At 59.4% G+C, this 13,360-nt stretch carries 10 protein-coding genes and 2 pseudogenes; all 12 read left to right on the forward strand.

Features of this window, described 5'->3' with window-relative positions; genetic code table 11:
• The first annotated feature begins 15 nt into the window (after positions 1-15).
• The 12 genes and pseudogenes from AB8B31_RS33135 (at position 16) to AB8B31_RS33190 (ending at position 13,346) form a co-directional block, all read left to right on the forward strand.
• A complete protein-coding gene (locus AB8B31_RS33135; protein WP_096772062.1) occupies positions 16-1,194 on the forward strand; it encodes a M24 family metallopeptidase in 1,179 nt (392 codons plus the stop codon).
• A gap of 182 nt (positions 1,195-1,376) precedes the next feature.
• Positions 1,377-1,844: an Lrp/AsnC family transcriptional regulator gene (locus tag AB8B31_RS33140; RefSeq protein WP_096772063.1), complete on the forward strand. Its 468-nt coding sequence runs from the start codon at positions 1,377-1,379 to the stop codon at positions 1,842-1,844.
• 152 nt (positions 1,845-1,996) lie between these two features.
• Entirely contained in the window at positions 1,997-3,181 is a 1,185-nt protein-coding gene (locus tag AB8B31_RS33145) for a M20 family metallopeptidase (RefSeq protein WP_096772064.1), read from the forward strand.
• A gap of 29 nt (positions 3,182-3,210) precedes the next feature.
• Positions 3,211-4,164 (forward strand): annotated as a pseudogene (eutB, locus tag AB8B31_RS33150) (hydroxyectoine utilization dehydratase EutB); the annotation flags it as partial.
• 27 nt (positions 4,165-4,191) lie between these two features.
• Positions 4,192-5,181 (forward strand): ectoine utilization protein EutC, encoded by a 990-nt coding sequence (gene eutC / locus AB8B31_RS33155; protein WP_096772074.1) that lies wholly within the window; start codon positions 4,192-4,194, stop codon positions 5,179-5,181.
• Positions 5,182-5,368: 187 nt separating this feature from the next.
• Positions 5,369-6,085, forward strand: a complete 717-nt coding sequence (locus AB8B31_RS33160) for a hypothetical protein (protein ID WP_096772065.1) — start codon at positions 5,369-5,371, stop codon at positions 6,083-6,085.
• Between the two features lie 28 nt (positions 6,086-6,113).
• Positions 6,114-7,289 (forward strand): annotated as a pseudogene (locus AB8B31_RS33165) (M24 family metallopeptidase); the annotation flags it as partial.
• A 399-nt stretch (positions 7,290-7,688) separates the two neighbouring features.
• Positions 7,689-9,092 carry an aspartate aminotransferase family protein gene (locus AB8B31_RS33170; protein WP_096772066.1) on the forward strand — a complete coding sequence of 468 codons (1,404 nt, stop codon included), beginning with the start codon at positions 7,689-7,691 and terminating at the stop codon, positions 9,090-9,092.
• A gap of 136 nt (positions 9,093-9,228) precedes the next feature.
• Positions 9,229-10,638 carry an aldehyde dehydrogenase family protein gene (locus AB8B31_RS33175; protein WP_096772067.1) on the forward strand — a complete coding sequence of 470 codons (1,410 nt, stop codon included), beginning with the start codon at positions 9,229-9,231 and terminating at the stop codon, positions 10,636-10,638.
• Positions 10,639-10,745: 107 nt separating this feature from the next.
• Positions 10,746-11,444 (forward strand): CoA transferase subunit A, encoded by a 699-nt coding sequence (locus tag AB8B31_RS33180; RefSeq protein WP_096772068.1) that lies wholly within the window; start codon positions 10,746-10,748, stop codon positions 11,442-11,444.
• A gap of 16 nt (positions 11,445-11,460) precedes the next feature.
• Complete coding sequence (locus tag AB8B31_RS33185) at positions 11,461-12,090, forward strand: 3-oxoacid CoA-transferase subunit B (protein WP_096772069.1); 630 nt, start codon at positions 11,461-11,463, stop codon at positions 12,088-12,090.
• Positions 12,091-12,164: 74 nt separating this feature from the next.
• Positions 12,165-13,346, forward strand: a complete 1,182-nt coding sequence (locus AB8B31_RS33190) for an acetyl-CoA C-acetyltransferase (RefSeq protein WP_096772070.1) — start codon at positions 12,165-12,167, stop codon at positions 13,344-13,346.
• Positions 13,347-13,360: the final 14 nt, after the last annotated feature.

Raw genomic sequence — 13,360 nt, forward strand, 5'->3', positions numbered from 1 at the left:
TACACGGAGAACCACGTGATAAAGGAACTGCACTTCGAACTAGGCGAGTTCCAGACTCGTCTGGCGGCTGTCAAAAAGGAAATGGCGAAGCGAGGAATTGATATCCTCCTCCTCTCGGAACCGCCCAACCAGAACTACCTTACCGGCTACAATGCCTATTCCTTCTACACTCCTCAAATGGTGGTTGTGGCACAAGACCACGCGGAGCCGATCTGGATTGGCCGTTTCATGGACCGAGTTTCAGCCTCCATGACCACCTATCTGTCCGAGGACAACATCCGGGCCTATCCGGACACCTATGTTCAATCTGCTACGCTCTCGGCCTATACTTTCATGGCCGATATCGTGAAGGAGCTTGGAGGGGAAAAGGCGCGCATCGGCGTCGAGATGGGGGGATATTACTATCCGGCACGCGGCCACGCCGATCTCACCCGCGCACTACCGAATGCCGAGTTCGTCGACGCCGACCTCCTTGTTGGATGGATCCGACTCGTGAAGAGCCCGGCCGAAGTGGCCATCATGCGTCAGGCCGGCCAACTTGCAGACGCCGCCATGACGCGCGTCATCGATATGGTGCAAGCCGGGGTTCGTGAGTGCGATATCGCGGCTGCGATCTATCACCAGCAGATTTCGGGCACGCCCGAATTCGGTGGCGACTATCCTTGCTGCCCTCCGGATCTCTGCATTGGCGAGCGCTCGATCGCGCCACATGCCGCCTGGACCGACGATCCCCTACCGGAGTCCACCGTTGTCAACCTGGAACTGAACGGATGCCGGCATCGCTACCAGGTCAACCTGGCGCGCACGATCGTCGTCGGCCAGCCTCTACCCGCTTTCCTGAACCTGTCGGAAATTGCTGTTGAAGCCTTGAACGCTGGGCTGGAAGCAGTTCGACCCGGGCGAACCTGCTCGGAGGTCGATGGCGACTTCCGGAAGGCCCTGGCACGCCACGGGATCGAGAAAGAGTCTCGCATCGGTTATCCGACCGGCATCGGGTTCCCTCCGGCCTCGGGCGAACGCACGGCGAGCATTCGCAAGGGCGACGAAACCGTGCTCCAGCCCGGCATGGTGTTCCACATGATGCCCGGCCTGTGGCTCGACAATGTCGGAATCACGATCACACAAAGCTTTGCGGTCTCCGACACTGGTTATGAACCCCTGACGAAGACCCCGCGCACCCTCTTCGTCAAATAGAGACTGAATTCGGTGCATACTCGTCTGATTCCAACATGTCTCCTTCGCTCTCGAAATGGCGTGACCAGGTCGGATGACTATCTGTGCCGGAGACAGAAATGCGACAGAAGTTTGCGAGACCCAATAGGCCTCGCAGGCTTCCGCACGCGCGTCCCAAATTGCTTCTTCGGGGAGGCATAGCGGTGGTCGAACTCGATCGTGCGGACATCGCGCTTCTCCAGGCGGTCCAAAAGAACAATCGATTGACATCGGAGGAACTCGCGGGCGTCGTTCACCTCTCTCCAACGGCATGCCAGCGACGCTTGAGGCGGTTGCGCAACGAGGGTGTCATTGAAGGGGACGTTTCGATCGTCTCACCGAAAGCAGTCGGACGACATATCACCATGGTCGTCATGGTGTCCCTTGAACGAGAAAGAGCCGACATCGTCGATCGGTTCAAGGCGTCGATCCGAAATACCCGCGAGGTAATGATGGGCTTCTACGTGACAGGGGATGCCGACTTCATGCTCGTGGTTACCGCCAAAGACATGGAGGACTACGAACATTTCACGCGGCGGTTCTTCTATGAAAATGCGGATATCAAAGGCTTCAAAACGATGGTGGTGATGGATCGTCTCAAGGCAAGCTTCGCGATCCCTATCGAGGCGTAGCAATGGCAGCAGTATATTTTCTTTGCAGAGCCAGATCGCGCGCCACCGCCGCGTTTTGCAGGAACACTGCGTGACGTGCATTCAAATCGACGGGTTTTGCCGCTCAGCTGCTGCTAGCCTCGACACCAGACAACGCTGAAAAGACCGTGACGATGAACAATACCACGAACAACCTACTCTCCGAAGTCGAACGCAATGCAGTTGTCGAGATGCGACACGCAATGCATCGCGAGCCCGAACTTTCCAACAACGAATGGAAAACGCAAAAGCGGATCATCGAAACCCTCGCCGGCTTCGGATTGACCGAAGTGACGACCTTCCACAAGACCGGTGTCTATGTGGATATCCAGGGCTTGGCCCCAGGCGCAAATCGGTCAATCGCACTGCGTGGCGACATTGACGCCCTTCCCATACATGAAGCCCGCGAGGACCTGCCTTATAGGTCACAAGTGCCTGGCGTGATGCACGCATGCGGCCATGACATGCACGGCTCAATCGCCTTGGGAACGGCGCTTGCATTCCATCGCATGCGCGAAAATTTCTCAGGAAGGCTGCGGGTCTTCTTTCAGCCGGCCGAGGAAGCGGAGCCGCTCGGCGGCAGGACCGCTGTCGATGAAAAGTTGCTCGAAGGATTTGATGCCGCCGTCGGATTTCATGTCCGCACGGACATTCCTGTCGGCTCATACGGCGCTCGCGCGGGCGCTGTTACGAAATCTGCAGACCAGTTCTCGCTCGAATTCACCGGGACGATGGCACACGGCGCCAAACCGCATCTCGGCGTGGACGCAATTGCGATCGCGGGCGCCTTCATCAATGAAGTGCAGAAAGTCGTGTCGCGCGAAATGCCGGTAGACGATGGCGCAATCGTCACCATTGGAACGATCCGTGGTGGGGAAGCGACGAACATTATCTGTCCCTCGGTCACCATGACTGGAACGATCCGGACAAGCAGCCCCGAGAGAAGAAAGCTGTTGGTCCAGCGCGTTGGCGAAATCGCCGAAGGTGTCGCTGCCATGCACCGCGGACGGGCGGAGTTCAGCTCGCATGCCGGCGAACCTCCTGTGGTTAACGACAGCGCAATGGTTGCGCTGTTTAAGCACATCGTGGTGCATACTGACGGCGAGGACAGGTATGTCGAAGGCTCGGCGAGCTCGGGCAGCGACGACTTCGGCTTCTATGCCAGCTGCCTGCCATCGATTTATTTCTGGTTTGGCAGCAAGGAAGCCGGAAACGAGTCCGGCGTGCACACGCCGACCTTCGGCGTCTCGGACAACGCGCTAATCCCGACAACGGAACTGGCTATCCGCTACTGCTGGGAGCTGTTCCAAAACGCGTGATGACTGGTTTCGCGCCGAGGCTGACCCGAATGATCGATCTCAACGATATCGAAGATGCCCGAAAGCGCATCAAGGATCACATACTAACCACCCCGCTCACGCAATCGTCTACGTTATCGAGCTTTTCCAGAGTTCCGGTTTATCTCAAACTGGAGCACCGGCAGACCACCGGCAGTTTCAAGCTGCGCGGTGCCTTCAATGCGGTTCTCCAGCTTTCTCAAGAAGAGCGGCGACGGGGAGTTGTCGCCGCCTCGACCGGCAATCACGGGCGCGCACTTTCCTTCGCGGCGAACGCTTGCGGCGTGAATGCAACGATCTGCATGTCCAATCTGGTGCCTGAGAACAAGGTTTCCGAAATTCGGCAGCTTGGGCCTGGGGTTCGGATAGTCGGTCGATCGCAGGATGACGCTCAGGAAGAAGCCGAGAGATTAGCAGGCGAGGGACGATGCCTCATTCCTCCGTTTGATCACCCGGCAGTCATTGCCGGTCAAGGTACCCTCGGACTGGAAATCGTCGAGGCGCTGCCACACGTAGCTACTGTTCTTATTCCACTATCGGGCGGAGGGTTGGCTTCGGGCGTGGCGGCAGCAGTGAAGAGCCTTCGGCCGGCTGCGCGAATCATCGGCCTCACGATGGATCGCGGCGCCGCGATTAAAGCCAGCCTTGATGCGGGGCGCCCTGTCCAGGTCGAAGAATTCGAAAGTCTCGCTGATTCACTCGGCGGCGGAATCGGGCTCGCCAACAAATGGACATTTGCCATGTGCCGGGACCTGTTGGACGACGTCATATTGTTGAGCGAATCCGAAATCGCCGCCGGCATTCGACATGCGTACGCGCAGGTGCGCGAAGTCGTGGAGGGTGCGGGAGCGATCGGCATTGCGGCTTTGCTAGCAAACAAGATCAACGATCTGCGGGGACCGGTTGTGATCGTACTGTCGGGCGGCAATATCGATATGAAATTGCATCAACGTATCGTCAGCAATGACGAGGAATGGCTGAGGATGGGCTTCATGAGGTCGACGACGATCTTAACGGAACACCAGCTGAGAAAGCTGGTGTCATTGGATCTGGAGGCCGTCCGTTGCGTCGAAGAGGCGTTTCGCACGCTAGCGACGAAAAGCGTGGTGATGCCACCAATTTTTCGTCTGGATATTGTCGAGCATCGCGGCGAAGTCGACGTCAAAACCGCCTATGTCCCCGGCCTAGATGGCTTCGCCATAAAAATCAGCCCCGGCTTTTTCTGCAATCCGGAACTTGGTCTGCCCAGCACGAATGGCCTGATAATCCTACTGTCCAGCAAGACGGGCTTGGTTCAGGCATGGTTGCTCGATAACGGCTATCTCACCGATGTCCGCACGGCCGCCGCGGGCGCGGTAGCTGCAATGCGCCTCGCCCGCAAAGACTCGTCGGTGGCTGCTGTGTTTGGTGCTGGGATGCAGGCGCGTCTACAGCTGCAGGCGCTCATGTTGGTTCGGCCAATTCGCGAAGCCCGCATTTGGGCGCGCGGCAGCTCCAGGGCCGGAAAGACGGCGCGAGAACTGTCCGCCCAATTGGGTATCAGCGTCACCGCTTGCAAAAGCGGGAAAGAGGCTGTCGCCGGTGCGCAAGTCATCATTACCACAACACCGGCCGATCATCCGAACCTTGAGGCGCAATGGCTCGATCCGGGGCAACACATCACGACCATGGGTTCGGATGCCGAACACAAGAATGAGGTCGAGCCGCAGGCAATTGCCCGCGCCGATCTCTATGTCGCGGACAGCCTCTGTCAAACGCGTCGGCTCGGCGAGCTGCATCACGCTATCGCGGCCGGCGCAGTCGCTGAAGACCAATCTTTTGCCGAGCTCGGCCAGGTTGTTGTTGGTGCGATCGCCGGTCGCACCAGCAATAGCCAGATCACCATTGCCGATCTGACCGGGACGGGAATTCAAAACACCGCCATTGCCAATTTCGCCTTTGCCAGGGCGCTTGCTGCGAAAGCCGGAACCACAATCGATTGATCAACCGGAGGTTCTGGATGCGCAGTATGGCGCTAGAACTGAAAGAAAATTCGGCATGGCTTGGGAGGTGCGCTGGTTTCAGAAAGCAGGATGAGGGGCTCGTCGTTCCCCTCATTTCTCGAGGCCAGTTGCTAATCGAATTTTTCTCAAAGCGGTAACAGCCGTTTTAACCATGGAGCTTCATTTTATGTCTTCGCAAACCAACCTTACTCTCGGAATTCTTGAGCTCGATGAAGGCCTGACGGCAGACAGCCCGACTTTCGCTCCGCGGGAAGGATCGCTCTTCCACCCGGCGACTTTCAACCGACCCGTGATCACAGAAATGGTTGAGGGCGCTCTGGCGGAAGTGATCATTCCTGGCGATGCATCGCTCGAGAGTGCCTGTATAGCCGCCGCCGAGCGGCTGATCGCCCGCGGTGCTGGCGTGATTACCGCAGACTGCGGTTTTTTTATCCGTCACCAGCAAGCGATCTCAGCGGCGGTCAATGTGCCGGTTGTGACTTCCAGCCTGCTCCTCATTCCGGCTCTGCTGCGGCAACTCGCACCTCAAAAGAAACTTGCTGTTTTGACCGCCGACTCTCGACATTGCAGTGAAGACCTACTGGGCATCGAAAATCCCGCGGATCGCAAAAGCGTGGTCGTCGGAGGAATCGAAGGTGGCGTTTACGTGCGCAATGCTTTGGCTCGCCCGTTCGTCCGTACCGACGTTGACCAGATTCAACGGGAAGTTGGTGACCGCATCGCGCAACTTCGCGCGGACCATCCCGATATCGCAATGATACTCTTCGAGTGCACAGGCTTTCCCACCGTCGCAAATGCCCTGCGATCAAAGACCGGGCTGCCCATCTACGACATCACGGACCTCTGCAGGCTGACTATCGCCGCAGCAACCTGCCGCGCTTGAATTTTCGACTTCAATTGGAGGATCTGACGTGAACGGCGAAACGCTACGGTTCGATTTGTCTGAATACAAAACTCGCCTCGAAAAGGCGCGCGGGGCAATGGAGCAGACGGGCATCGACTTATTGGTCGTAACCGATCCTGCAAACATGGGCTGGCTGACGGGCTACGATGGCTGCTCCTATTGTGTGCCTCAATGCGTCGTGGTGTCCAAGGACAAGGATCCGCTCTGGTTCGGCCGGCGCATGGACGCCAACGGTTGCCGCAGGACGGCCTATATCGGCGAAGACCGCATCAAATGGTACGGTGACGAATATGTCCAGTCCGATACCTTGCACGCAATGTCGGCCCCGGGGCAGATCATTGCAAACGAGGGTCATGGCTCGGCAACGATCGGTGTCGAAAAGGACAGCGCCTGCCTGTCGGCCCGATCTTTTGAAGCGCTGTCCGCGTCGCTCCCGAATGCAAGATTCAAAAATGCCGACAGACTGATCAACTCGCAGCGCTTGGTAAAGTCCCCACGAGAAATCGAGTACATGCGCGGATGGTAAGATCGTCGAAGCCATGCATCAGCGTGTCGGCGAATTGCTGCGACTGGGAATAAAGCAATCCGACGTGATTGCCGAACTCACTTATATCGGCACCCGCGGCGTCGATGCCTACTGGGGAGATTATCCGGCCTGCGTCCCGAATCTTGGCGCCGGGGCAGACGCGTCCGCCCCGCATCTGACCTGGACGGACCGGCCTATACGGGCCGACGAGAGCGTTTTCTTCGAGCTTGCCGGCGTACACAAGCGCTATCACTGCCCCTTGTCGCGCACCTATTATCTCGGACGACCTACCCAGCAGATACTGGACGCGGAAAAGGCTGTTCTCGATGGCATGCAGGCGGGGCTCGAAAGGCCGTGGCCGGTAACCTCTGCGAGGATATCGCCAGAGCCTATTCCGGAACGTTGGCGCGATACGGCTTTGAGAAGACGAGTCGCTCAGGTTACCCGATCGGGATGGGCTATCCGACTGCGTGGGGCGAGAGCTCGGCGAGCTTCCGGGAGGGTGACAAGACGGAACTGAAGCCGGGAATGACGTTCCATTTCATGTCTGGTCTTTGGTATGGGGATTGGGGCATCGAAATCACCGAAAGCATCCTGATCACCGATCGACAAGCCGAATTCCTGTCCAACGTTCCGCGGAAATTGCTGGTCATCGACACCACGAACTGCGAAATCTCGTGTCTCGTAAGAGGATGTGTTGTCGGAGATAGCAATCCGATTCACCTAATGCAGGCGGGGTTCGGTGGTCCGATCCCCGCTTTGTCTTTTCACTCCTGTCTCGACAACCACGGTTGCTTCACAAGCCCACCGGCACGATTCAAATCGGCAAAGCCCGCACGAATAGCGAACTACTGCATTAAGCGGAAAAGTTTGCAGGAACCCTGCGCCACCCCAGAGCGAAATGGTGCGGTTTAGCTCGCACTTGAAGGCACTATCATCGGAGCGGGTCGGCCAAGCGAAGCTGTCCTAAACTTGAGGTTGTGTGCTCCTGCTCGATCTGGCCCTGTTCACAGATACAAAATTCGCAGCCGAGATGCGGCGGTGGAAGGAATTAAAATGACTGTCAACATCAAAAACATAGCTGAGAAGGATCGCAACTCGGTCCTGCATCCTTTCACGCAGTTGAAGGATTTTGCCAGCGGAAAGCTTGGCGAGCCGACGATCGTCGAGACGGGTAAGGGAATCCGCGTCCAGGATGCCCATGGCAACCAGCTGATCGATGGTTTTGCCGGCCTCTACTGCGTCAATGTCGGTTACGGTCGCACCGAGGTCGCCGAGGCAATCTCGCGTCAGGCTTACCGCCTGGCCTATTACCATTCCTACGCTGCACACACGACCGAAGAGCTTGCGATCCTTTCCGATCGCCTCGTGAAGATGGCGCCCGGCAAAATGAGCAAGGTGTTCTACGGCATGTCGGGCTCGGACGCCAACGAGACCCAGGCAAAGCTCGTCTGGTACTACAACAACCTGCGCGGCAAACCGACGAAGAAGAAAATTATATCGCGTGAACGCGGCTATCACGGCTGCAGCGTCGTCTCCGGCTCTATGACCGGCATGAGTTTCTATCACGACCACATGGATCTGCCGCTGCCGCAGATCGACCATACCGGTGTTCCGCACCACTACTGGGGTGCCAACCCCGGCGAAACCGAACACGAATTCTCAGCCCGCCGTGCTGCCGAGCTCGACGAGATGATCGAGACGCTCGGGCCGGACAATGTCGGCGCCTTCATCGCCGAGCCGGTGCTTGGCACCGGTGGTATCACGCCGCCGCCGGAAGGCTATTGGGAAGCGATCCAGGCGGTGCTCAAGAAGCACGACGTGCTTTTGATCGCCGACGAAGTCGTCACCGGCTTCGGCCGCACCGGCTCGATGTTCGGCTCGCAGCATTACTGCATCGAACCCGACCTGATCACCGTCGCCAAGGGCCTCACTTCGGCCTATTTCCCGCTTTCGGCGTCGATCGTCGGTGAGAAGGTCTATAAGGTCATGGAAGAGGGAGCTGACAAGGTCGGCGCCTTCTCGCACGGCTACACCTATTCCGGCCACCCGATCGGTGCGGCAGCTGCCAACGCGGTCCTTGACATCGTCGAGAAGGAAGACCTGCCGGGCAACGCCCGCGAGGTTGGCGCCTATTTCCAGGCACAGCTCAAGGAGAAGTTCGCACAGCTGCCGATCGTCGGCGAAGTGCGTGGCGTTGGTCTGATGGGTGCCATCGAGTTTGTCGGCGATCGTGAGAACAAGAAGCGCTTCGATCCGTCCCTGAAGGTCGGTGCCCGCGTCTCCAAGGCTGCCCGCGATCGTGGCCTCATCGCCCGCGCCATGCCGCATGGCGACATCCTCGGCTTTGCACCGCCGCTCGTCACCACCAAGGCGGAGATCGACGAGATCGTCTCGATCGCCGAGAAGGCGGTGCGCTCGGTCATGGACGACCTCGTCCGCGACGGTCAGAAGATCTGACGGTAGGCGTAGGCAGGTTCCGACCGCAACCCATCGCATTCATGGAATTGAGAATGGGGCAGGGATCTCTCCTTGCCCGGACCGAGAAACTTACCCGTCGCAAAGCAATGCGCACCAGTAAAGAGGAAGCCGGCCTATGACCGCCGCCGAACTTCATATCAGCACCAGCTTGGCGCCGATCACCGTCCATAGCCCCTATGACGGGTCTGTGCTGGGGACGGTTGAGGCCACGGATGCAAGCGAAATCGGTGAACTCCTCGCCCGCGCCCGTCGCGGCTCTGAGCTTTCCAGCAAGCTGCCAAGACACAAGCGTGCGAGCATCCTCAAAGGCGCTGCGCAGATTATCGAGAGCCGTCGTGACGCTTTCGCTGAGACCATCGTGCGCGAAGCCGGCAAGACGATCATCCAGGCGCGCAAGGAAGTGCTTCGTTGCGTCAATACGCTGAAGCTGTCTGCCGAAGAGGCAAAACGCAATGCCGGCGAGATCGTGCCTTTCGATGCCTATGTGGGGTCGGAACAGCGCCAGGGCTGGTTTACGCGAGAGCCGCTCGGCATCATCACCGCGATCACCCCCTATAACGACCCTCTGAACCTAGTCGCGCACAAGCTTGGTCCTGCGATTGCCGGTGGTAACGCGGTACTGCTGAAACCCTCGAACCTGACGCCGTTTTCCTCTATCAACCTTGTTGACGCCTTGGTCGAAGCAGGCTTGCCGCGCGAGATCATCACCCTCGTTCACGGCGACAGGGAGATCGTGACGGCCCTTGTCTCTGCACGGGACGTCCGCATGGTCTCCTTTACCGGTGGGTTTGCTACGGGAGAAGCCATCAGTCGCAAGGCGGGACTGAAGAAACTTGCAATGGAACTGGGCGGCAATGCGCCGGTCATCGTTATGAATGACTGCGACTTCGACAAGGCGGTTGAAGGCTGCGTTTCGGGCGCCTTCTGGGCAGCCGGGCAGAACTGCATCGGCGCCCAGCGTGTTCTTGTCCAGGCTGAACTCTATGGGCGCTTTCGCGACGCCTTTGTCGCCGCGACCAACAAGCTCAAGGCCGGGGATCCGCTGAAGGAAGACACGGATGTTGGCCCGATGGTCTCGAAGGAAGTCGCCGAACGCACCGAAGCAGCTGTCAATGACGCCATCGCCGCAGGCGCGAAGCTGCTCTGCGGTCACAAACGCGAGGGGTCGCTCTATCACCCAACCGTGCTGGAAGGCACGCCGGTCAGCTGCCGCCTGTGGCACGAGGAAGTGTTCGCGCCTGTGGTCATGCTTGCCCCTTTTCAGACGCTCGATGAAGCGATCGAACTCGCGAATGAACCGGAATACAGTCTGCACGCCGGCATCTTCACCAGCAACCTCAATGTCGCACTGGACGCCGCAGGCAGGATCGAGGCTGGCGGTGTGATGATTAACGACTCCTCGGACTACCGCTTCGATGCCATGCCGTTCGGCGGTTCCAAATATGGCTCCATGGGGCGAGAGGGCGTGCGCTTTGCCTATGAAGAAATGACCCAGCCGAAGGTCGTTTGCATCAATCGCGGGTGAACGAGATCGCCCGCAGCGGTTGGGAAACTGCTGCGGGTGTTCGGGAACCAAGGAATGAATTCAGGCGGCGCCTCGGCGCCGCAACAGACGAACCTAACGGGGGGAGTATGAACAAGATTTTCGACAATCCGACGTCGGCGCTTGAGGGCTTGCTGTTCGACCGCATGTTGATTGCCGCGGGCGGCTTCGGCCTTTGTGGCATTCCGAAACTGCTGATCGACGCGATTCGCGAGGCCGGCACCAAGGACCTGACGATCGCGTCCAACAATTGCGGGGTCGACGACTTCGGTCTCGGCGTGCTGCTGAAGACAAAGCAGATCAAGAAGATGATCTCGTCCTATGTCGGCGAGAACGCCGAGTTCATGCGGCAGTATCTCAGCGGCGAACTTGAGCTCGAGTTCAATCCGCAGGGCACGCTTGCCGAACGGATGCGGGCCGGCGGCGCAGGTATTGCCGGCTTCTATACCAAGACCGGCGTCGGCACGGTGGTAGCAAAGGGAAAAGAACTCAAGGTCTTTGACGGAGAGGTCTTCGTTCTCGAGACCGGCATCGTCGCCGATCTGTCGATCGTCAAGGCTTGGAAGGCCGACACGACGGGCAATCTCGTCTTCCGCAAGACGGCCCGCAACTTCAACCCGCCGGCGGCCACCTGCGGCAAGATCTGCGTCGCCGAAGTCGAGGAGATCGTGCCGGTCGGCAGCCTTGATCCCGATCACATCCACGTGCCGGGGATCTATGTGCATCGCCTGATCCAGGGTCAGCACGAGAAACGCATCGAACAGCGCACGACGCGTGCGGCGGCTTGAAGGGCAGGGAAGAGACATGGCCTGGGACAGAAACCAGATGGCGGCGCGCGCTGCCCGCGAACTCGAAGACGGGACTTACGTCAACCTCGGCATCGGCATTCCGACGCTGGTCGCCAATTACATCCCCGAAGGTGTCCATGTGACGTTGCAGTCGGAGAACGGCTTGCTCGGCATCGGACCTTTTCCGACAGAGGGTGAGATCGATGCCGATCTCATCAACGCCGGCAAGCAGACGGTTACGGCCTTGCCGCATTCCGCGTTCTTCGATTCAGCGCAGAGCTTCGCGATGATCCGCGGCGGCAAGATCGCCATGGCGATCCTCGGCGCCATGGAGGTGTCAGAGAACGGTGACCTCGCCAACTGGATGATCCCGGGCAAGCTCGTCAAGGGCATGGGCGGGGCAATGGATCTCGTTGCTGGGGTCAAGCGGGTGGTGGTCGTCATGGACCACACCAACAAGGCCGGCGAATCAAAGGTGCTGAAGGCCTGCACCCTGCCGCTGACCGGACAAAGCGTCGTCGATCGGATCATCACCAATCTTGGTGTGCTCGACGTCGTTGATGGCGGACTGAAGCTGGTCGAGCTTGCCGAGGGCGTCACCGACGGCGAGATCCGCAGCGCCACCGAGGCGACCATCGTCAACTAGGCCGACCGGCGGCTTATTGCCGAGATGCTGGAGCCGTCTTTGCCGGCTTCGCGAGGACCATAGAGGAGACCAGCATGAGCACCCCATCGATCGTCATCGCCAGCGCCGGCCGTACCGCGGTCGGATCCTTCAACGGCGCGTTCGCCAATACGCCGGCGCACGAACTGGGTGCTGCCGTCATCAAGGGCGTGCTTGAGCGCGCAGGCGTCGAGGCGAGCGAGATCGACGAGGTGATCCTCGGCCAGGTGCTGCAGGCAGGCGAGGGCCAGAACCCGGCGCGTCAGGCGGCGATGAAGGCGGGTGTCCCTCAGGAAAAGACCGCCTGGGGCATGAACCAGCTCTGTGGCTCGGGCCTTCGCGCCGTGGCTCTCGGCATGCAGCAGATTGCAACCGGTGATGCGGATATCATTGTTGCCGGCGGCATGGAGTCGATGTCGATGGCGCCGCATTGCTCGCATCTTCGCGGCGGCGTGAAGATGGGCGACTTCAAGATGATCGACACCATGATCAAGGACGGCCTGACCGACGCCTTCTACGGTTACCACATGGGCATCACCGCCGAGAACGTCGCCCGGCAGTGGCAGCTCAGTCGCGAGGAACAGGACGAGTTCTCGCTGGCATCCCAGAACAAGGCCGAGGCGGCACAGAAAGCAGGGCGTTTTGCCGACGAGATCATTCCGTTCATCGTCAAGACCCGCAAGGGCGATGTCACAGTCGACCAGGACGAATATATCCGCCATGGCGCAACGCTTGACCAGATGACCAAGCTCCGCCCGGCCTTCGACAAGGAGGGCACCGTCACCGCCGGTAACGCCTCGGGTCTCAACGACGGCGCGGCCGCGACCCTGCTGATGACCGAAGCACAGGCATCCACGCGTGGCATCCAGCCGTTGGCCCGTATCGTGTCCTGGGCAACAGCCGGCGTCGATCCGCAGGTCATGGGCACCGGCCCGATCCCGGCATCGCGCAAGGCGCTGGCGAAAGTCGGCTGGGCAATCGCCGATGTCGAACTGGTCGAGGCCAACGAGGCCTTCGCGGCGCAGGCTTGCGCGGTCAACAAGGACCTCGGCTGGGATCCGTCGATCGTCAACGTCAACGGCGGCGCGATCGCCATCGGTCATCCGATCGGGGCTTCCGGTGCCCGCGTCCTCAACACGCTGCTCTTCGAAATGAAGCGCCGCGGCGCCAGGAAGGGCCTGGCGACGCTTTGCATCGGCGGCGGCATGGGTGTCGCTATGTGTGTGGAAGCGATGTGAGGGGAGAGCAGGCT

The sequence above is a fragment of the Rhizobium sp. 62_C5_N11_2 genome (assembly GCF_051811185.1).
Lineage (GTDB): Bacteria > Pseudomonadota > Alphaproteobacteria > Rhizobiales > Rhizobiaceae > Rhizobium > Rhizobium leguminosarum.